Origin of the sequence: Silvibacterium dinghuense (assembly GCF_004123295.1) — a bacterium.
Lineage (GTDB): Bacteria > Acidobacteriota > Terriglobia > Terriglobales > Acidobacteriaceae > Silvibacterium > Silvibacterium dinghuense.
This window is the reverse complement of record NZ_SDMK01000001.1, coordinates 1020127-1040283: the sequence shown is the minus strand read 5'-3', so window position 1 is coordinate 1040283 and position 20157 is coordinate 1020127. Positions and strand designations below refer to the sequence as shown.

Here is a 20157-nt window from a genome sequence, read left to right as displayed (position 1 = left end):
TGTTTTCAATTAAAAGTTGGGATTTTGCGGAGGATTGCCACTTTCGGGCCCGTTCCCCGGCCCGTTTCCAGGACCGCCAAAGCCTCGGCCGCCCGGACCACCTGGTCCTCCAGGGCCGCCGACATTCAGCGTCTTGGCCAGGAAGTCCGTGCCTTGCAGTCCGCCTCGCGCGGTTATGTTGTCGCCTGCCTTGATATCGGCCAGGGTGATGCTGTCGCGGCGCTTCCGGAATGAGGTGTTCTCGTCCACGACGATGGTCTGCACGACATTGTCCGGACGCTTGATGGTGATCTTCGTCTCGACGATCGACTGCACCACACCTGTTGTCCAGGTCTTGCCGAAGTCCGCCTTGGCCTTTTCGTATTGCTCTTTGTCGATGACGATCACGGCGATTGCGCCGAGGTCCTTCGCCTTGTCGTCCTTGTCACCGAAGGCGCCGACCATGTCCCCGACGTGAATATCGGTCAGCTTGATCTGGTCACGCTGCTTGCGGACCCGGGTGTTGGGGCCTGTCTCGATCTTCCAGGTGGTGCCATCATCGGTTTTTACGGTCAGATTCGAGCCGCTGATGGCCGTCACCGTGCCCTGCACGCCGTGCTCATTAAAGGCCTGCATCATGCCCGCGCCCGGACCGCCACCTGGGCCGCCGGGACCACCCTGCGGAGGCCCGTCCTGTCCGCCTGAAGGGTCCTGCGCGACCGCCGGGATGGCTCCGACCAGCAGCGCGAGCAGGAGCAGGAGCGGGAATTTGCGGAATCTGGTCACGACATTCAGTCCTTTCTGCTACAGTCTCGGGGGAAAGCGGAAGCGCTGATAGGCTGCGTGATAGACGCCTTCTGTAGCCTGGAAGACGCAAGGTATCGATAAGCCTGAGAATATCCTGCGAAGCCTTCCCCGGGTTTCGCGCATCTGTTGGAAGCAGCGGTTTGCGTTTGATATGCAGGGCTCTGGCAACGTTTCGCCGTCTGTCCTGTTCTCAATCAGAGATAGAGACCGGCAACTGTGGCCAGAACCGTAGCAGGGCTCCGACTCTGCCCGATTTTTGCAGCCCCGATCCTGTCCGATCTTTTTAACCCGGAGCCGCATTGCCGCGTGCCCGGCCAATCCCTTTCAGGAAGGTGAGCACGCCATGCATGCAACGGTAAGCCCGGCCGCCGAAACCCTGTCTGTACGGCCTGCATCGTCGCAGGATCTGCTCCTGTTCTTTTGTAGTGTGCGGCAGCAGACGGAAACGCTCTGCCTGCCGCTTACCCCGGAAGACATGATGGTGCAGTCCTGCCCCGAGGCCAGCCCGGTGAAGTGGCACCTGGCCCACACCACCTGGTTCTTCGAGACCTTCGTTCTGACCCCCTACCTCGAGGGATACCGTCCCTTCCATCCCGACTTCGTCTGGCTCTTCAACAGCTACTACAATTCCGTCTCCGACCAGCCGCTCAAGAAGCTGCGCGCCTGCTTCTCCCGGCCCTCGCTGGAAGAGATCCGCGCTTACCGCCACCATGTCGATGCGGCTGTCGAGCGTCTGCTCGAGTCCTCTGCGCATCCTGAAGCTGTACGCCGCATCACCATCGGCGTGCACCATGAACAGCAGCACCAGGAGCTGCTGGCCTACGACGTGAAGAATGCTTTCTGGGTGAATCCGCTGCATGCGGCCTATCGCAGCGAGCCGCTGGCAGTGGCTACGGAGGCTCCGCCTGTACGCTGGATCGACTTCCCCGGCGGCCTGGTCGAGATCGGCCATCGCGGGGAGGGCTTCTCCTTCGACAACGAGCGGCCCCGCCACAGGCATTATCTCGAGCCCTATACGCTTGCCTCGCGGCTGGTGACCTGCGGCGAGTATCTCGACTTCATGCGTGACGGAGGCTATCAGCGTCCGGAGCTGTGGCTCTCCGAGGGGTGGGAGACGGTGAAGGCGCAGCAGTGGAGCGCGCCGCTCTACTGGTTCCATGGGGATGACGGCGAGTGGCAGCTCTTCACCCTGGCCGGTGCCATGCCGCTCGCGGCGATGCTGGCTACGCCGGTCTGCCATGTGAGTTATTTCGAGGCCGATGCCTTTGCCCGCTGGGCGGGCAAGCGCCTGCCCACGGAGCAGGAGTGGGAGGCTGCGGCGGAGACCATCCCCGAGCCGGCAACTGGCAATTTCCTCGAATCCGGCGAGCTGCATCCCATGCCCGCGTCTTCTGGCGCAGGTCTGCAGCAGATGTATGGCGACCTGTGGGAGTGGACGGCCAGCGCGTATCTCGGCTATCCGGGATTTGCCGCGGAGCCCGGAGCGCTCGGCGAGTACAACGGCAAGTTCATGTGCAACCAGATGGTCCTGCGCGGCGGCTCTGCCGTTACCCCGGCCAGTCATATCCGTTCGACTTACAGGAATTTCTTTTCGCCGGATACCCGTTGGCAGTTTGCGGGCCTGCGTCTGGCCAACCGTTAGTTCGTAGATGCACTCGTGAGTTTCTTTTTTTAGAGACGAAAGACTAACCGAAAGCCGGGTCCCTTTGCATGCACGCTGTATCGTCGACTCTTTCTTTACCGGAAGCCGCTTGTACGCCTGTGGGTTCCGAGGTCTATCGCGGCCTCACCTCCAGGCCCAAGACGCTTTGTCCCTGGCTCTTTTATGACCAGCGGGGCTCGGAGCTCTTCGAAGCGATCACCGAGCTGCCCGAGTACTACCTCACGCGCACCGAGCGCGCGATCTTTGCCGAGCACGGAGATGAGATGATCGCCGCCGCTGCTGCAGAGTCTGGGCCGCTGACCATGATTGAGCTGGGAGCGGGCACGGCGACCAAGACCGGTCTGCTGCTGCGTGCTGCGATCCGCAGCCAGGGCGCGGTCGACTACTACCCCATCGATGTATCGGCCTCCGCGCTGGCCGCGGCCGAGCAGCATATCGCTGAGGGCATTCCCGGCGTGCGCATCGAGTCTCGTGTCGGCGATTACACGCAGGGCATCGAGCCGATTCCGTGCGAAGGCCGCAGGCTGGTCCTTTATATCGGTTCGAGCATCGGCAACTTCGAGCCTGCGGATGCGGTGCAGGTGCTGCGCGAGGCGCGCCGCATTCTTGCGCCCGGCGATCATCTGCTGCTCGGGGCCGATCGCGCCAAGGATGCGTCTGTCCTCATCCCGGCTTATGACGATGCCGCAGGGGTGACGGCCGACTTCAATAAGAACGTTCTCACGCGGATCCATCGCGAGCTCGGAGCCGACTTCAACCTGCGCACCTTCCGCCATCGCGCCCGCTGGAATCAGGAGCAGTCGCGCATCGAGATGCATCTTGAGAGCCTCATCGCGCAGACGGTTTCGATTCCGGCGTTACATCTCGAAGTGCGCTTTGCGCGCGGCGAGACGATTCACACCGAGAACAGTTACAAATTCACGCCGGAGTCCATCGCCTCCATCATCGAGCGCGCAGGCTTTGCCCTGACGCGCTGCTGGAGCGATCCGCGGCAGTGGTTCGGTGTTTACCTTGCGACTGTGGTATAGCTGCTGCGCGCAGGGCGACCTGCTTCGCGTGGCGCTTCCGCTGGTCGCGGAGGGGTGTTGTTCGTCCCCAGGTAGAGAAGAAGCTGAGTTCCCATGTCTCGATCTTGAGACATGGGAAGGTGCAAACTTTGCTGGCCCCGATCCGATGTTCTGTACTCTCCCACATCTTGATAAGAATGAGATGCGGGGCACTCGGGGTTCTATCTGTCGGCTGCGGTATAGTCTCCGCTTTTGCCTCCGGTCTTTCTGAGCAGCCGCACTTCGCGGATGACGATGCCCTTGTCGAGCGCCTTGCACATGTCGTAAACGGTCAGCGCGGCAATGGACGCGGCGGTCAGCGCCTCCATCTCGACGCCGGTGCCGGCGGTGGTTGCCGCCGTGGCTTCGATGGCGATGCCGCCCTCGGTGATCGTCGCTGCAACATCGATGAAGCTCAGGGGCAGCGGATGGCACATGGGGATGAGCATCGCGGTCTGCTTCGCTGCCTGGATGCCGGCAAAGCGCGCCGTCTCGAGCGGATTGCCTTTCGGGTTCTGCGGCAGGGCGGCGAGGACGCGCTGATCCATCGCTACGAAGGCCGCGGCAGTTGCCTCACGCCGCGTCTGTGCCTTTTCGCTGACGTCTACCATGCGTGCTCGTCCGGTCTCGTCAAAATGCGAGAGCTTTTCCACTCCATCTCCTCCTGATCTCTGTGTTTCGCTCACAGTTCCACCACCCGTACTTCCGCACCGGCTGCGAGTCCTTCTTCCGGCACTACCGCGAAGACGCCTGCGGTCGCTGTCGCGGCTAGATCTCCCGAGCCCTGCCAGGGCACAGGATGGACTTCGAGCCCGTGCCTTGTGGTCGCCGAGCGCGAAGGCAGAAAGCGCGTGAGGCCTGGCCTGCCTTCGGCCTTTGCAGTGAGCCGTGCGGTGAGGAATCGCGGGGGCCAGCGATTTTCGGATTCGCCGGAGAGCGCGCGCAGCAGCGGCGCGCCGAAGAGTGCGAAGGTCACCATGGTCGAGACCGGATTCCCCGGCAGTCCGAAGAAATATCGCCAGCCTTGATTCACTGGGATGCGCCCGAAGACGACGGGCTTGCCTGGCTGAATCTTCGCGCCGGTGAAGAAGAACTCCGCGCCCAGGCTCTCGAGCGCCAGCTCGACGAAGTCGCGGCGACCCATCGAGACACCACCTGAAAGCAGGATCATGTCGTACTGCGCAGCCTCGCGGATCGAGTCGGCAATGGTCTCGAGCTGGTCCGGAGCAGCGGGCAGGATCATTGCTTCTCCGCCAGCGCGCTCCACCTGTGACGCCAATGAGTAACTGTTGGAGTTACGAATCTGGAATGGCCCCGGCATTTCGGAGAGACCGACCAGTTCATCGCCCGTTGCCAGGATGGCGACGCGCGGCCGCGCATAGACCTTGACCTGGCTGTAGCCGCAGATCGCCGCTACGGCCACGTGCTGAGTCCCCAGCCGTGTGCCTGCTGGCACCAGTGCCGCTCCTGCACGCGCCTCGGCCCCGCGCGGGACGACATTCTCGCCCACGCGCCAGCGGCGTCCGGCCTCGGGCGTGATGCGGCCACTCTCTTCGCGCACGTGCTCGATCATCGCCACACAGTCCAGTCCTTCGGGCAGCGGCGCGCCGGTCATGATCTCGATGGCCTCGTTCTCTGCAGGCGTGGCGCCTGTCCAGCTTTCGCCGGCATGGATCTGTCCGATCACCTGCAGGGGGCGCCCGTCAAGCTCGGCGGCGCGGGCCGCGTAGCCGTCGCGCACCGAGCGCGGAAACGGCGGCTGGTCACGGTCGGCAAGCAGGGTTGCAGCCAACACTCTGCCGGGAGCTTTGCCGAGAGCCACATCTTCCATTCGCCGCGCGGCAGTGGCCGCTATGCGACCCTGCTCCAGAACGGTGGACGCTGCATTTTCGTAGCTCAATACTCGATCGCTCACCCTTGCATCTTAGATCGGCAGCCCGAAAACACGAACGCCGTCCCCGGAGGGACGGCGTTCGGCGTTTCGATTGGAGCGATTACTTGGCCTTGTACTTCGACTGGATCTTGGTGCCGAGCGAGTCGAGGATGTTCTTCGCATCTGCTGCGAAGGGACCGTTCGGCGCCAGGTCGAGATACTTCTCGTAGGCCTCGGCGCAGCCCGGAGGCGCAACGATCTTCTGCGTCTTCGGGTCCACGGTCGCCTTGTTGATGAGCGCCTTGCCCTTCAGGTAGTAGGGGATGGGCTGGGTCGGGTCGGCGGCGATGGCCTGGTCGGCGGCGGCGACGGTCGCATCCACATTGCCGGCGCGATCCATCATGATGGCCTCGTTCTGGTAGTGCATGAAGGCCGCCTTCGGGTCCTTGGTCGCAGCAGCCTTGGCCGCTGCCTCGTAAGCCGCCTGAGCATCGGGAATCTTGCCTTCAGTGGCGAGCGTCTCACCCAGTGCGTCGTTGGCCGCTGCCTCGATCTCCGGGTTCGGCTTGCCGCCGGCGTTGTCGAGCTCCACTGCCTTCTTGAGCGAGGTCTCGGCGTCGGGGTACTTCTTCTCACCCTTCTGCGCTACGCCCAGTTCCACCCAGAGTACAGCCGCGTCGGGCTTGGCCGTGGTGTCCTTGGTCATCAGCGCGTCGGCAGCGGCGTAGTTCTTGTCGTGGTTATCCTGGCGGGCTTCCTTCAGGTCGGCGTTCAGGTTCTTGATGACGCCGTTCTCCTTGAGGGCGGCAGCGTTCTTCGTGCGCACTTCCTCGAGCTGCTTGCGCTGCTCGGGGGAAAGCTTGGCCACATAGTCGGCACGGGTCAGGTCGAAGTCCTGTGCGGTGTCGGCGCCGGAGGTGATCTTCACGTTCTGGAACTGGTCGATCGGCTTGCCGGTTGCGTTGTCGAGCGTAATGACGTAGGTGCCGGGAGCGATGCCGTCGCCGGTGTAGTCGCCGCTGTCATTGGTCTTGAAGGTGTACTTTGCGGTCTTGCCGTCCGTGCTCACCTCGACGTTCACGCCCGCGATCGGTACGCCGGCCGGGTCAATGACGTGGCCGTGCAGCTTACCCGGCGCATCCTGCGCAAACGAGGCGGTCGCAAAAGGTGCGGCGGTAAGAGCCAGCCCAAGGGCCAGCCGGAGGCTTGTGCTGCTGGTAATCTTCGTTCCCATTCTTTTGATCTCCTTGGGTACTTTCTGAGCGCCTGGCCCTTGCGCCGCGTGGGCGAAAGGCGAGGTCCGAATCTGTTTGCCGATTGTTTCGCTCCCGGCTTGTTCTGCCCGGGTAGCCTATCCTTTGCTGCTGACGTAGGGAATCGGGTCGGTGAGGCCTGCTTCGCGAAATGCGCGCAGGCGGAGCACGCAACTGTCACACTCTCCGCACGCCGCCTCGGCGCCCGAGTAGCAGGACCACGTTAAATGGAACGGAGCGTTCAGTTCAAGGCCCAGCGCCACGATCTCCTTCTTGCGCATATGGATGAGCGGAGTGGAAACTTTGATGTCTCCGTCCTTCGTTCCGCGCTCGATCAGGGTCTGAAATGCCTCGTAATAGGCCGGACGGCAGTCGGGATAGCCGGAACTGTCCTGCTCGACGGCGCCGATGACGATGTGCCGGGCTCCCAGTACCTCGGCCCAGCTCACCGCCGCGGAAAGAAAGTGCGCGTTGCGGAAGGGAACATAGGTCACGGGCACGGAATGGCCGATCGGCTCCTCTTCCGGAGCCTTCGGGACCGCGATCGAATCGTCGGTCAGCGCCGAGCCGCCGATGCGCCGGAAGAAATCAAACTTCACATGTAAAAAGTCTTTGAATCCGAGCGTTTCCGCGACTGCGCGGGCGCTTTTCAGCTCGCGCTCCTCGGTCCGCTGACCATAGCTGAAGTGCAGGGCATAGGCATCGTGGTCGCGCGCGGTGAGAGCCGCGCAGACCACCGAATCCATGCCCCCCGAGAGACAAACCACGGCGCGCGTGCGGGGAAAGGACATAACTCTCCATGATACCCCGGCTGCTGCGCAGGACTGGCCGTCCAGGCATTTCGCCTTCGGCCTCCGCTCCCGCTGGTCGGCGCTAACCGCGCGGCCTTTTGCCTTCGGCCTCCGCTCCCGCTGGTCGCGGACTGGCAGCGGTACCACCCCACGTCTCAAAATCGAGACGTGGGGCACCCTGGGTTCCTCTTTCCAAAAGGAAGAACAACCCCAAGCTTGCGATCAGCGGGAGCGGGTGCCAAAGGCGGATCGCCCTGCGCGCAGCAGTTATTGCTGGCCGGCTTGTGTGGCCGAGGCGGCGTAGATGTCTACGTTGTCCTTGTCTACCTGCGCCGTGCCGGTATCGATGAAGACCGGAACCGGGGAGAACGTATCCACGGCAAAGTCGGCTCCCAGGTTTTTCAGCGGCGCGTGGTGGATTTCATCGAGTGCCTTCAGACCGTAGTAGGCCATCGTGTATGGCTTTTGCGCGATCGTGGCGTCGATCACGCCCTCCTTGATCAGGTTCAGGGTGTCCGGATCGACATCCATGGCGATCAGCAGGCGGTCGGTGGCTTTCTGACGCTTGAGCACCTCGGCTACATCCTTGCCGGCCGAGGCTTCGAGGCAGATGAACGCATCGACCTTGTTCGCGCCGGTCTGTGCCAGGTACTGTGGCGTCTTATCCATGGCGTTGCCGGAGTCGCCCTTGATGTTGAAGATCTCCGCCACCTTGATGCCCGGATGCTGGGCGAAGATTTCCATGTAGCCGTTCAGGCGCTCATCGAGATTGGGCTGGCCGGGCATGGTGAAAAAGACCACGTTGCCCTTGCCGCCCAGCCGGTCTACGACGCGCTGTCCGCCCAGGTGTCCGGCTTCGCGGTTATTGGTGCCGATGAAAAAGATGCGATGGCTGTGCGGAGCATCGGAGTCCATGGTGATGACCGGAACTCCTTTGGCCAGCGCTGCATCGATCTGCGATTGCATGGCCGAGGCGTCGGCTACGGAGACGAGGATGCCGCTCGGATTAGTGGCCACGGCCTGATCGAAGGCCTGTGACTCGGCAGAGGCGTCGTAATTTTGCGGGCCGACCACCTTTGCGGTGACGTCGTATTCCGCCGCGGCTTTTTCGAATCCTGCCACTGCTGTCTTCCAGTAGGGCAGGTTCAAGTTGTTCGATACGAGGTAATACGTCTCTTTGTTGGAGTGACGGCCGCAGCCGCCGAGCAGGACAAGGGTGAGGAGTACGGAAATCGTCCCTGCGGTATGGAGCTTGTACATAGGAATCCTCCCACGACAGAAACGCCAGGCTGTGGCCGGCTCGGGAAGTCCCAACAGAAGCGCGGGTCGGTCTGCGCAGCGAATGGCGCGGCGGAATTCTACTCCCTGCGCGCTGTCATGGTCGCGCTGAGAGCAGAAATTCCACTGTCCGGAGATGCGCCAGGGAGCGAGTCCCCCGTTATGCCGGATGCGGCAGCGCGGCCAGCCATGCGTCAAATGCGGTCAGCGCGCGCTCGCACTGGATGCGGTGCCGTTCCTTTTTGTCGCGAATCTTCTTGCGTAACTCTTCTTCGAGAGGCGGAATCAGGTCGAAAGTGATATTCGCAGGATCAAACCGTTTGCCTTCGAAATGTGTGATGTAGTGCACCAGCGAGCCGAGCGCGGTGGGGCGGGGTGTCGGATCGGCCGTCTTTCCGTGCGCACAGGTCGCCGCGAAGATGCCGGCCAGCAGGCCGGTGGCGATCGACTCGGTGTAGCCCTCGACGCCGGAGATCTGCCCGGCGAAGAAGATGGACGGATGCTCCTTCATCTGCAGCGTTTCCGCGAGCACCTTTGGCGCCTGGATGTAGGTGTTGCGATGAATCTGCCCATAGCGCAGGAATTTTGCGTTCTCGAGGCCGGGGATCATGCGCAGGATGCGCGCCTGCTCGCCGTATTTCAGGTGATTCTGGAAGCCGACGAGGTTGTAGCTGTCGGCGCGCAGGTTCTCGCAGCGCAGCTGGACCACAGCCCACGGCGTCTTTCCCGTTCTAGGGTCGCGCAGGCCCACGGGCTTCATGGGGCCGAAGCGCAGCGTGTCGCGGCCGCGGCGGGCCAGCTCTTCAATGGGCAGACAGCCCTCGAAGTAGTCGAGCTTTTCCCACTCCTTTTCCTTCACCTGTTCGGCAGAGATGAGCGCGTCGTAGAAGGCGTCGTACTCCTCCCTGTTCATCGGGCAGTTGATGTAGTCAGCCGTGCCTTTGTCCCAGCGCGCGGCAAAGTAGACGCGATCCTTGTCGATGGAGTCGGTTTCGACGATGGGGCTGATGGAGTCGTAGAACGCGAGGTGCTCGGCTCCGGTGAGACGCGCGATCTCGCCGGAGAGCGCCGAAGAGGTGAGCGGGCCGCTGGCGATGATGGTGATGCCGTCGGCTGGATCGATCTGCGTGACCTCTTCGCGGATGACCTTGATCTTCGGTTCGTCGGCGATGGCCTTCTCAATGAGCCGCGAGAATTCCACGCGATCGACGGCCAGCGCGTGGCCGGCAGGCACGGAGCTCGCGTCCGCGCACTGGAGCAGGACAGAGCCGGCGCGGCGCATCTCCGCCTTGAGCAGCCATGGCGCAGTGTTTTCACTTTCGGACTTGAGCGAGTTCGAGCACACCAGCTCGCCGAAATCGGATGTTTGATGCGCGGGTGTCTGCTTCACCGGCCGCATCTCGTACAGCTCTACCTCGCAGCCCAGCCGCGCGGCGGTCAGCGCCGCCTCGGGTCCGGCAAGGCCGCCGCCAATTACGCGAATCTTCATGATTTTGTTTTCTCCTCTGTGTCTGCGGCCGCAGACAGCGCTGCGAGCGATGTGTCGGCCACGCGCATGCGCCGCCATTCATCCAGCATCTCCGCGTTCAGGCTGCGATATACCGCGATGGCCGGTTCGTTCCATGCGAGCACATCCCACTGCAGCCGCGCGCATCCCCGCTCCACCGCAAGTGCGGCTACCCTCTGCAGCAGCGCTCTGCCGATCCCCAGCCGGCGAAAGGCCGGCCGGACAAACAGGTCCTCGAGGTGCAGGCTGCGTCCGCGCCAGGTGGAGTAGATCGGGAAATAGAGGGCAAAGCCCGCTGGTTCGCCGTCCTGTTCCGCGATCAGGCATGCGAAGTACCGCTCGCCTGCGTCGCTGAAGCCATCACGCAAGAGCTCGGCCTCTGTGATTTTTACGGCATCGGGCTCCCGTTCATAGTCTGCGAGCTCCTGGATAAAGGCTCGGATCAGCGGCACGTCAGCCGCGGTTGCAGGTCGTATCTGGATCATGGGTCGCATCGTCCATTATAGAAAGCCCGGCCGGCGGCCCGATAAGAAGCCGGCTTTGCGGCTCATTGATCAGATTCCTGCGCGGTATTATTCGGCGCGCAGGGCTTCGAGCGGTTCCACTCGCGCCGCGCGCCGTGCGGGCAGCCACGCCGCGCCGAGACTTGCTGCCACCATGACGATTGCCGCCGGGAGCCACGCAGCAAATTCCGCGCTGCCGACTCCATAGGTCAGCTCCCGCAGGCCGCGTACGGCGAGGATGCTGAGCGCGGCACCGGCGAGGATGCCCGCGATCGCAATCCGTGTTGCCTGTCCCAGTACCAGCCGCGCGATGTCGCTGCGGTCGGCCCCGAGGGCCATCCGCACTCCAAACTCTCCGGTTCTCCGTGCTACGCGGAATGAGAGCACGCCATACACGCCCACGGTTGCCAGTGCCAGAGCCAGTGCGCTGAAGACCGTCGTCAGCTCGGCCAGAAGCCGCTCTGTCGTGAGTGTCTGCGCATAGGCCTCGCCGAGAGGAAGAATCTCGCGTATGGGCAGCTGCGGGTCGATCTCATGCAACGCCGCAAGCACCGGGCCCGCCATCAGCGATGGGTTTCCGGCAGTGCGGATTTGCAGGCTGCCCGCTGCCGTGCCCTGCTGCCGGATTGCCAGGTAGAGCGTCGGCGGCGCCGGGGCGCGCAGGTCGTCGAGATGCGCATCCGCTACTTCGCCCACAATGGTGAACTGCGTGCTGTTGTCGATGCCTATCTGCTTGCCTGTCGGGTCCGCGCCGGGCCCGAACAGCCGCTCCGCAAAGCTGCGGTTCACCACGGCCACCGGCATCGTGTTCATGCGGTCCTCCTCATGGAAGCCGCGTCCGCGCAGCATGCTCATACCCATGGTTGTGAAGTAGTCCGGCCCCACATTGTCCTGGTGTGCTTCATTCAGTCCGCGTTCCTGGTCGGGAATGCCTGCCGCGTGTACCGGTGTGTTCCAGAGGCAGCCCGGTGGCGGGCACATGTCGATACTCGTACTCCTGATTCTGGGCAGCGCGGAGATTCTCTGCATCATTTGCGGGTAGAGCACGGCGCGCCGCTCCTGGTCATAGCCCACACTGCGGAAGTCGAAGCGCACAGTGAGAATGTGTCCGCGGTCGAGCCCCGCATCCACGCGGCTCAGGCTGGTGAGGGTGCGTGCGAACAGGGTGGCCAGGCTCAGCAGCACGATCGAGAATGCGATCTGCGCCGTCAGTATGAGGTTCGCCGCACCGGCGCGCTCCACGCCGATCACGCCGCGCCGCGCGCTCAGCAGCGGCTGTGCGCCGCTGGCCGCAGTAAGACGTTGCGCCGGGAGGAGCTGGAAGAGGGCCATGACCGCGATGAGCAGCGCCAGCGAGAAGAGAAAGATGCTGATATCGAAGCGCGGAGTTAGCACAAGCTGCCGGCTCGCAGCCCAGTGCCGCATCGCTGTGCGTAGTGCCTGATCGACGGCCACGCTCAGCATGCCACCCAGCAGCGTGGGGAGAACACCCTCGATGGCAAGCTGCCGCAGCAGGCGGCTGCGGCTGGCGCCCAGCGCCGAGCGCACCGCGAATTCCTGCATGCGCTGCATGGTGCGTGCCCGCTGCAGGCTTGCCAGGTTCAGGCACGCGATCCATAGCAGCAGCGCCACCATTCCCATCAGCAGGCCGAGCGGTTTTGCATAGCTCTCGGCGAAGGGGCTCTCGCTCTCCGCGGCTGGCGCAAGGTGGAAACGCGCGGTCTGGTCCGCATCTTTTTCGGGTCCCGTTTCGAACTTCACATAGAGCGCGCGGTCGGAGACGAAGGCCGCATCCCACCTGGCGAGCGATTGCGCTTCCTGCCCGTGCGGTACCCGCGCCAGCAGCGTGAGCCAGAAGAACGCGTCCTGCTGCGCATAGGGTGCGTTGAGGTGTACGCCTGCATGGGGGCCGAGCGAGTCGAACGATCCCGCGTAATGCACGTCGTGCTCGGCCTCCAGCGGCAGCCAGAAGTCAGGCTGCTCACCCGGGACTACACCGGTGAAATCACGCGGCGCGACACCGGTCACAAAAATCTGCGCGCCGTTCAGCAGGAAGGTACGGCCAATTACGCTCTTCTCTGCGCCAAAGTGACGGCGCCAGAAGCTATCGCTGAGCACCACCGGCCATCCTGCGGCAGAGATTGTGCCATCGGCTGTTACAAAATCACGCCCAAGTACGGGCTGTGATGCGAGTACGGAAAAGAAATTCGTCGAAACGGGCTGGAATGTCGCCCGCTCTGTCGCTTCGCCGGCACGGTCGGCGATATTGCCCTCGTTGATGGCAGCGTGCGCGGCGAGAGCGCTGCCTGCGCTCGCCGCACTCAGCCGCTCGAAGGCTGGCTCCGAATACAGGAAGGCGCGGTCGTTGGGCGTGGGAATGCCGCGCAGGGTGTAGACCTGATGTGCCTGCGGCACGGGCAGAGCAGGGAAGACCACTTCGCGCAGCAGGCCGAAGACCGCGGTATTCGCGCCGACGCCGAGCGCGAGCGTTGCAATGATGGCCAGCGCGTAGCCCGGCGAGCGGCGCAGCTGCCGCAGTGCGTAGATCCAGTCCTGCTTAAGTGTGCCGGTCATGATGCTCTCCCTTTGCCTGGTGAGAGCAGTCTATCGGCTGCGCAGCGGGCTAATCGTCCGTCTTCTTGTTTCTCGGCTTCACCTTGAACCAGATGGGTGACCCCTCGAAGCCGAAGGCGGCGCGGATCTGGTTCTCGAGGAAGCGCTCGAAGGAGAAGTGCAGCTTTACGTCGCGGTCGGTGAAGAGCACGAAGGTGGGCGGCGCGACGGCAGCCTGCGTCATGTAGAAGATGCGCATCTTTTTGGCGAGCGGCACGCCGGCGCGCTGGAAATCGATCTGCTCCAGGAAGCGATTCATCTGGCCGGTGGAAACGCGCTTACGGCGCTCCTCGGCCACGCGGATCGCGGTGTCGAGCAGGTGCTGGACGTCGCGGCTCTCCTGGCCGTTTTGTGCGCGCTCAATTGCATTGGCAGCAGAGAGGAAGACGATCGGCGCGTAGTTGAGGTATTTGAGGTGGTAGCGCACCTGCTCTTCGAAGATCTTGCGGTCGGCCGCTGGCTTGCCGTCGGTGCGATGGGTGGTGACGAGATCCCACTTGTTCACCACGATCACGACGGAGCGTCCGCTTTCATGCGCGTAGCCGCCGATGGTCGCGTCCGATGCGGTGACGCCTTCGGTTGCGTCGATCATCAGCAGAGAGACGTCGGCTGCTTCAAGATGGCGGCGCGACATGACGACGGACAGCTTCTCTGCCAGTTCGTGCGTCTTGCCCTTGCGGCGGATGCCGGCCGTGTCGATGATGCGCAGCGTCTTGTCCTTGTACTCGATGACCTCGTCGACTGCATCGCGCGTGGTGCCTGCGATGGGTGAGACGATGGCGCGCGAGGTGCCGGTGATGGCGTTCAGCAGCGTGGACTTGCCGACATTCGGGCGGCCAATGATGGCAATGCGCGTCTCGTGCTGCTCGTACTCGCCATGTGTGCGATGCAGCGATGGAGCCTGTTCGTCGCTCTCTTCCTCTTCGATCGGTTTTTGCTCTTCTTCCTCTTCGGCAGGGAACTTGAGCACCGCGAAGACCTCGTCGAGCAGGTCACCGATGTTGTGGCCGTGCTCGGCGGAGATGGCGATGAGGTTGTGGATGCCGAGCTGGCGGAAGTTTTCCGCGCCTGCATCGAGGGCCTCGGTGTCGATCTTGTTCACGGCGAGGAAAAGCGGCTTGCCGGAGCGCAGCAGGATGCGCGCGAGCTCGAGGTCGGGCGCGGCGAGTTCGGTACGCCCGTCGACGACCATCACGATGGCCTGTGCCTCTTCGATGCCGACCTTGGCCTGGCGATAGATTTCCGATGGGATCAGGGCTTCGTCGTCGGGGACGATGCCGCCTGTGTCGACCAGGCGCGCCGTCTTGCCATCCCACTCGACCTCGCCATAGATGCGGTCGCGGGTGATGCCGGGCTCGTCGCCGACGATCGAGCGGCGCGTGCCGGTGAGCCGATTGAAGAGGGTCGATTTGCCGACATTCGGCCGTCCTACAATGGCGAAGGTCGGCTGCGAGCTGTCCTGCGAGAAAGCAGTCGAGGCGGAGTGTGGTCCGCGGTTGCGGCCCTTCTGTGCTGGTCGGCGGGTCTTTTTCTGGTTCAAGGTGTCTTCTCTGCGGCAGGAATGGCCGTGCAAATATGGTGCCGTAGGGCGAAAGACGTGAGTCCACGCGAAAGCTCGGCAATCTTTTATTCTACCGTGTCGGTTGAGATGCCGCGTGTGGCTCGCCTCAGAGCGGGCGACGGCGCGGTGGCAGCTCGAGCTGAGGTTCGCTGCCGCCAAGCTTTGCGAGCTTCCGGGAAGCTCTCCTCTCAGCAAACCTGGACCTCCGGACCTGAAGCATTCGCAGGAGGCCCGCCAAGAGATTTCCTCGATCCTGAGAGGGAGAGGTGCCGTGCATGTAGAAAAGTCTACGGGCCATGTTGCGACGGCTGCCTCACTTTCTTATGCTGGTGCACAAGCGTGTCCCGTTCTCGATCAGGAGTTTGCATGCAGGCCGATGATGATTGGCATCAAGTCGCGCAAATGCTTTTCACTTCTGCAGTGATGGCTCTAGTCCCTGGATTCGTAGCTAGGGCGAAGGGAAGAAGCTTTGCCGGCTATTGGGCCTCGGCTTCCTCATGTGGATCGTTGCGATGCCCTATGTTCTGCTGATGAAATCCCGCCGTAATCCACAGTCGAGGAAGCAGGGCCCCGAGATTCGGTAGAGCTGGATATGTAGAGCCGGATATTCTGTAAAGACCGTGCCTTCGTCTCTCCAGTCCACACACTCGCTGCCGTCGCTCTATGACTTTTTCGCGCCGGGCGGTGTGCTCTCGCGTTCGCCGCTGCCGTATGAGTTCCGCAAGGGCCAGCTGGAGATGGCGCAGGCCGTCGAGCGCGCGATCGAGGAGAGCCGACACCTGATCGTCGAGGCCGGCACGGGCACTGGTAAGACGCTCGCCTATCTGCTGCCTGCGCTGCGTTCCGGGCGGCGTGTGGTGATCTCGACCGGCACGAAGAACCTGCAGGAGCAGCTCTTCTTTAAGGACATTCCCTTCCTCGAGTCGCTGCTGGGACCGCTGCAGACCTGCTACATGAAGGGCCGCGCCAACTATCTCTGCCGTCACAAACTCTTCGCGCTGCGCAGCCAGCCGATTCTCTCGGGACTGGAAGAGATCGCGCAGTACCAGGCCATCGCGGAGTGGGAGAAGACGACCGAAACCGGCGATCGCGCCGAGATCGATGGGCTGCCAGAGACCAGCCTGCTGTGGCCGAAGCTCGACGCGCGCGGAGATGCCTGCCTGGGCCAGAGCTGCGCGGATTATCAGCGCTGCTTTGTCACCGAGATGCGGCGCAAGGCGGCGGAGAGCGACATAGTGATCGTCAACCACCACCTCTTCTTTGCCGATCTCGCCATTCGCCAGCAGGCCAAGGCCGCGCCGGATGCGGGTGTGCTGCCGGATGCGGGCATCGTCATCTTCGACGAGGCGCACGAGTTGGAAGATGTGGCCTCGGGCTACTTCGGCATCAATCTCAGCAATATTCGATTTGAAGAACTGGTTCGCGATCTCGAGTCGCTGCTGCGCGCCAAGGATGCACTCTCGGCCGGCATCACCAGCGCAGCGCAGACGCTGCGCGAGCGCGCACGGCTCTTCTTTTCGACACTGCCTCGCGGCGCAGGGCATGAAGGTCGCATGCAGTTCAGCAATCGCGAAGGCTTCCTCGAGGAGCATGGCGATCTCTATCTCGGAGTACTCAACTCGCTGCACCGGCTGGAAGGGGAACTGGAACGCGTGCGCGGCGCGGAAGAGGCGCAGCCCTTGAAGCGGCGCACGGCGGATATTCGTGAACAGTTGAAGTATCTCTTCGAGTCGGAGGACAAGAATACGGTCTTCTGGCTCGAGCGGCGCGGACGCGGCGGGGCGCACGCGGCTTCGCTCTCGACGCACATCCAGGCCACGCCGATCGATGTTTCGGGCATCCTGAACCAGCTGCTCTTCGAGAACTTTCCTACCGTGGTGCTCACCTCGGCCACGCTGACGGTTGCGGGAGGCTTCGAGCACATGGAGAAGCGGCTGGGCCTGCGCGACGCGCGCGAGATGGTGGTGCCCTCGCACTACAAATATTCCGAGCAGGCGGTGCTGTTTCTGCCGCCGCGTATGCCCGATCCGCGCGATGCGAATTTTCAGGAAGAGGCGGCGCGGCATATCCGGCGCATGCTGGAGATCACGCAGGGCCGCGCTTTCTGCCTCTTCACCAGTTACTCGCAGATGCGCGACCTGTACGAGCGGCTGCTGCCGCAGGTGGGTTATCCGCTGCTGCTGCAGGGCACCGCGCCGCGCAAGGCGCTGCTCGAGGAGTTTCGTAACACACCGAATGCCGTGCTCTTCGGCACCTCGAGCTTCTGGCAGGGCGTGGACGTGCAGGGAGAGGCTCTGAGCTGTGTCATCATCGATCGGCTGCCCTTTGCCGTGCCGAGCGATCCGGTCGTCCAGGCGCGCATGCGTGCGGTCGAAGACCGCGGCGGAAGCCCGTTCTTCGAGTACCAGATTCCATCGGCTGTGATTACGCTCAAGCAGGGCTTTGGGCGTTTGATCCGCTCGCTCGAGGATCGCGGCGTGCTCATGCTGCTCGACCCTCGATTGCAGCGCCAGCGCTACGGCAAGGTGTTCATCGATAGTTTGCCGCCGTATCGCATCACGCATGAATGGTCGGATGTAGAGGATTTCTTCGCAAAGGAAGAGTAGGAGATCGCATGTCGAAGGCTGTTGCAGGGTTGGATGGGAAGCTGCGCTGTGCCTGGTGCGCAACCGCTCCCGAGTTCCTCAGCTATCACGACACAGAGTGGGGCTTTCCTGTCCATGAGGATGTGCGGCTGTTCGAGAAGCTGGTGCTCGAGGGCTTCCAGTCCGGATTGAGCTGGCGCACGATCCTGAACAAGCGCGAGAATTTTCGCAAGGCGTTTCACGGCTTCGACTTTCACAGGGTTGCGCGCTTTACGCAGAAAGATGTCGAGCGGCTGCTGAAGGACGAAGGCATCATCCGGCATCGTGGCAAGATCGAGGCGGCGATTCACAATGCGAAATGCGCGCGGGAGATGGTCGAGCGTGAGGGCTCGCTGGCCGCGTTCTTCTGGCGCTACGAGCCGAAGGCTGCAAATCTCGCGAAGCCGCAGACGCTGACCACTTCGGCCGAGTCGATTGCCTTGTCCAAAGACCTTAAGAAGCTGGGATGGAAGTTTGTCGGTCCGACGACGATGTTTGCGCTCATGCAGGCCATGGGGCTCATCAATGACCACGTGGAGGATTGCGTGATCCGCGCACAGGTGGCGAAGGTGCGCAAGGCTCACGGTAAGAAGTCCTAGTCGTAATAAAGATTTGTCATCTCGACCGAAGCGAGACGGTTGTATCGTCTCGCGCAGTGGAGAGACCTGCGGTTTCGTGCTCATCCAGAGGACAATCGTCCCAAGTTTCGTACCTCCCCACACAGGCTGAGCCTGGATGGGGCACCCGTTTTCGTTGCCGCTACGATGAACGCTGAGCATGGCTCTGTGCATTCCCACGTCTCAGAGGCGAGACGTGGGGCACCCTGTTCGTTCCACTGCGAGCGAACCGCAGGTCCCTCCACTGCGCTTCGCTTCGGTCGGGATGACAGATCGTTTCTGGGAGTAAGATCGGCGGGACGGACTTTCGCTCGCCATGGCTCGCAATCTCTACATTCTCGCTGCTACACTCCTGCTCTTCTCGCTCATCTCCTGCGGCATGGTATGGATGGGCAATTCCGACCAGCCCGGCCTTGCGGGTAATGGCTCGCTCTGGAAGACGATTGCGCTGTTCCTGCTGGTAGGCAGTCTCATCACTGCGCTCTGCGGCATGATGACGGCGATGTTTGAGCAGGTGGAGCGCCGCAATGAGGAGCAGCGGCGACGGGAGCGGGCGAAGCGGCGCTAGGTCGACGATGCGGGGTTCTCTGTGCCAAGACCCGCGAGTAAGACCGTCGCCGCGAACAGCAGAGTGTCTCCGACGTAATTCATCCCTTCGAGCGCCAGCGGCGTGTGCATCTCTGTCACGAAGATGGGGACATAAAAGAACAGGGTGAGCAGCACGAGCACGGCACCTGTTGAGGCTGCGGCGATACGCACAGCACGCGGGATAAGCAATCCCACTCCGCAAAAGAGCAGCGAAGCCCCGATCAGGCACGCGAGCACATGCGGCCAGGGCACCCATGACGGTGTCAGCTTTTCGAGCGGAACGCCGGGGACGAACTGCGGAAAAAGAAAGTGCTGAACTGCATAAAAGATGCAGATCGCGGCAATGATTGCGCGGCCTGTGCGGACGAGCGCAATGCCTGCCCTGCTTTCGCGCGGCAGAACGCTGCCCGCCAGCACCAGCGCTCCACAGGCAAAGGCGGTTTCGCGGACGGTTAGCGTCCAGAAGAGGCGATCCCGGAGATGGAGTGGGATGTGCTGTGGCAGGTTCGGCAGATCGATGGTAATGACGATGAGGAGGAACAGCAGTGCGAGCAGCGGTGCAGAGAGGTGCACCTGCCGCCACGCCACGAAGCTGATGGCCGCGGCCAGCAGCGCTATGCCGACAAAGTAAGTCCAGAAGAGCGGCGCGGGCAGCCAGTGCGGGACAATGCCCATGAGATCGCGCGCTGCGAAAAAATGTTCCGCTGCGAACATGGCCAGAGCGACGGCTTCGAAGACAGGGCCAAGGAGCAGGACGCGATCCGCGCCCGAAGCCTTGTAGAGACGCGGGCGGACGAGGAGCAGTCCGACGATCCATGCGGATAGCCCTGCGACGATCATGGCCCAAACTACAGTTGGCATAGGTCTCCTCCTGGTTTTGGGGTGGCAGTGTAGTGTTGAGCCCGCTGGCTTACCGGTCAGGGAAGCATACCTCTATCACTTGCATGCGTAAACCAGTGCTAAGGGCCTGTTCACGATCTTCGCGCGAATGGGCAAAATGGCCTCCCATACCACTCCCGGCCTAACCGGCTACAATAGAAAAAGGGCCGATTTGCCCCAGAGAGCCAAGAGAAACAATGTACGAAGTCAGAGTTGAGCGCGAGTTTTCCTCGGGCCACTACCTCAGGAACTATCGCGGCAAGTGCGAGAACCCGCACGGACACAATTACAAGGTCCAGATCACCCTGCGCGGCGAGACGCTGGACGTCTCCGGCCTGCTGCTGGACTTCAAGGACCTCAAGCACGTTATGCGCCCGGTCATCGATCGCCTGGACCACCAGATGCTGAACGATCTCGAGCCTTTCACCGAGATCAATCCCTCGGCCGAGAATCTCGCCAAGTATTTCTATGACGAGACGAAGTCGCAGCTCCACGAGCTGACCAAGGGCCGCGTCACAGTGAAGGACTGCACCATCTACGAGACCGACACCACGACCGCGACATATTACGAGTAA

Annotated in this window: 17 protein-coding genes; 6 read left to right on the top strand and 11 right to left on the bottom strand. The window is 62.6% G+C overall.

Annotation, left to right across the window (positions count from 1 at the left end):
- Nucleotides 1-9 precede the first annotated feature (9 nt).
- On the bottom strand, nt 10-765 hold the full coding sequence (locus ESZ00_RS04095) for a DUF5666 domain-containing protein (protein WP_129206890.1): 756 nt from the start codon (nt 763-765) through the stop codon (nt 10-12).
- A gap of 364 nt (nt 766-1129) precedes the next feature.
- Between ESZ00_RS04095 and egtB the strand changes: the two genes are divergently transcribed.
- Together egtB and egtD are read left to right on the top strand one after the other, a co-directional pair.
- Nucleotides 1130-2428, top strand: a complete 1299-nt coding sequence (gene egtB, locus ESZ00_RS04090; RefSeq protein ID WP_129206889.1) for an ergothioneine biosynthesis protein EgtB — start codon at nt 1130-1132, stop codon at nt 2426-2428.
- A 119-nt stretch (nt 2429-2547) separates the two neighbouring features.
- Nucleotides 2548-3477: an L-histidine N(alpha)-methyltransferase gene (gene egtD / locus ESZ00_RS04085; RefSeq protein ID WP_229740944.1), complete on the top strand. Its 930-nt coding sequence runs from the start codon at nt 2548-2550 to the stop codon at nt 3475-3477.
- A 200-nt stretch (nt 3478-3677) separates the two neighbouring features.
- Here the strand turns inward: egtD and moaC are convergent, their stop codons facing one another.
- The 9 genes from moaC to der all read right to left on the bottom strand — a co-directional run bounded on the left by moaC (nt 3678) and on the right by der (nt 14853).
- On the bottom strand, nt 3678-4148 hold the full coding sequence (gene moaC / locus ESZ00_RS04080) for a cyclic pyranopterin monophosphate synthase MoaC (protein ID WP_129206887.1): 471 nt from the start codon (nt 4146-4148) through the stop codon (nt 3678-3680).
- A 29-nt stretch (nt 4149-4177) separates the two neighbouring features.
- Nucleotides 4178-5410, bottom strand: coding sequence for a molybdopterin molybdotransferase MoeA (locus ESZ00_RS04075; protein WP_229740943.1), 1233 nt, complete (start codon nt 5408-5410; stop codon nt 4178-4180).
- 79 nt (nt 5411-5489) lie between these two features.
- Nucleotides 5490-6602: a carboxypeptidase-like regulatory domain-containing protein gene (locus tag ESZ00_RS04070; RefSeq protein ID WP_129206886.1), complete on the bottom strand. Its 1113-nt coding sequence runs from the start codon at nt 6600-6602 to the stop codon at nt 5490-5492.
- A 117-nt stretch (nt 6603-6719) separates the two neighbouring features.
- The gene (queC, locus tag ESZ00_RS04065; protein ID WP_129206885.1) at nt 6720-7412 is read right to left on the bottom strand and encodes a 7-cyano-7-deazaguanine synthase QueC; all 693 of its coding nucleotides are present in this window, start codon (nt 7410-7412) and stop codon (nt 6720-6722) included.
- A 267-nt stretch (nt 7413-7679) separates the two neighbouring features.
- Nucleotides 7680-8672 carry a substrate-binding domain-containing protein gene (locus tag ESZ00_RS04060; protein WP_129206884.1) on the bottom strand — a complete coding sequence of 331 codons (993 nt, stop codon included), beginning with the start codon at nt 8670-8672 and terminating at the stop codon, nt 7680-7682.
- A gap of 178 nt (nt 8673-8850) precedes the next feature.
- A complete protein-coding gene (gene trmFO, locus ESZ00_RS04055; RefSeq protein WP_129206883.1) occupies nt 8851-10179 on the bottom strand; it encodes a methylenetetrahydrofolate--tRNA-(uracil(54)-C(5))-methyltransferase (FADH(2)-oxidizing) TrmFO in 1329 nt (442 codons plus the stop codon).
- Nucleotides 10176-10682 carry a GNAT family N-acetyltransferase gene (locus ESZ00_RS04050; protein WP_129206882.1) on the bottom strand — a complete coding sequence of 169 codons (507 nt, stop codon included), beginning with the start codon at nt 10680-10682 and terminating at the stop codon, nt 10176-10178. Before ESZ00_RS04050 ends, trmFO begins: the two co-directional genes overlap by 4 nt.
- 87 nt (nt 10683-10769) lie before the next feature.
- Nucleotides 10770-13274 carry an ADOP family duplicated permease gene (locus ESZ00_RS04045; RefSeq protein ID WP_129206881.1) on the bottom strand — a complete coding sequence of 835 codons (2505 nt, stop codon included), beginning with the start codon at nt 13272-13274 and terminating at the stop codon, nt 10770-10772.
- Between the two features lie 49 nt (nt 13275-13323).
- A complete protein-coding gene (gene der, locus ESZ00_RS04040) occupies nt 13324-14853 on the bottom strand; it encodes a ribosome biogenesis GTPase Der (RefSeq protein ID WP_229740942.1) in 1530 nt (509 codons plus the stop codon).
- Between the two features lie 641 nt (nt 14854-15494).
- Between der and ESZ00_RS04035 the strand changes: the two genes are divergently transcribed.
- From ESZ00_RS04035 to ESZ00_RS04025, 3 genes are all read left to right on the top strand, one after another.
- Nucleotides 15495-17480 (top strand): DNA repair helicase YoaA, encoded by a 1986-nt coding sequence (locus ESZ00_RS04035; protein ID WP_229740941.1) that lies wholly within the window; start codon nt 15495-15497, stop codon nt 17478-17480.
- 8 nt (nt 17481-17488) lie between these two features.
- Nucleotides 17489-18097, top strand: coding sequence for a DNA-3-methyladenine glycosylase I (locus tag ESZ00_RS04030; RefSeq protein WP_129206880.1), 609 nt, complete (start codon nt 17489-17491; stop codon nt 18095-18097).
- A gap of 334 nt (nt 18098-18431) precedes the next feature.
- A complete protein-coding gene (locus ESZ00_RS04025) occupies nt 18432-18683 on the top strand; it encodes a hypothetical protein (protein WP_129206879.1) in 252 nt (83 codons plus the stop codon).
- On the opposite strand, the gene ESZ00_RS04020 is transcribed toward ESZ00_RS04025, so the two are convergent.
- On the bottom strand, nt 18680-19564 hold the full coding sequence (locus tag ESZ00_RS04020) for a DoxX family protein (protein WP_229740940.1): 885 nt from the start codon (nt 19562-19564) through the stop codon (nt 18680-18682). The genes ESZ00_RS04025 and ESZ00_RS04020 overlap by 4 nt on opposite strands.
- Before the next feature lie 215 nt (nt 19565-19779).
- Between ESZ00_RS04020 and queD the strand changes: the two genes are divergently transcribed.
- The gene (queD, locus tag ESZ00_RS04015; protein ID WP_129206878.1) at nt 19780-20157 is read left to right on the top strand and encodes a 6-carboxytetrahydropterin synthase QueD; all 378 of its coding nucleotides are present in this window, start codon (nt 19780-19782) and stop codon (nt 20155-20157) included.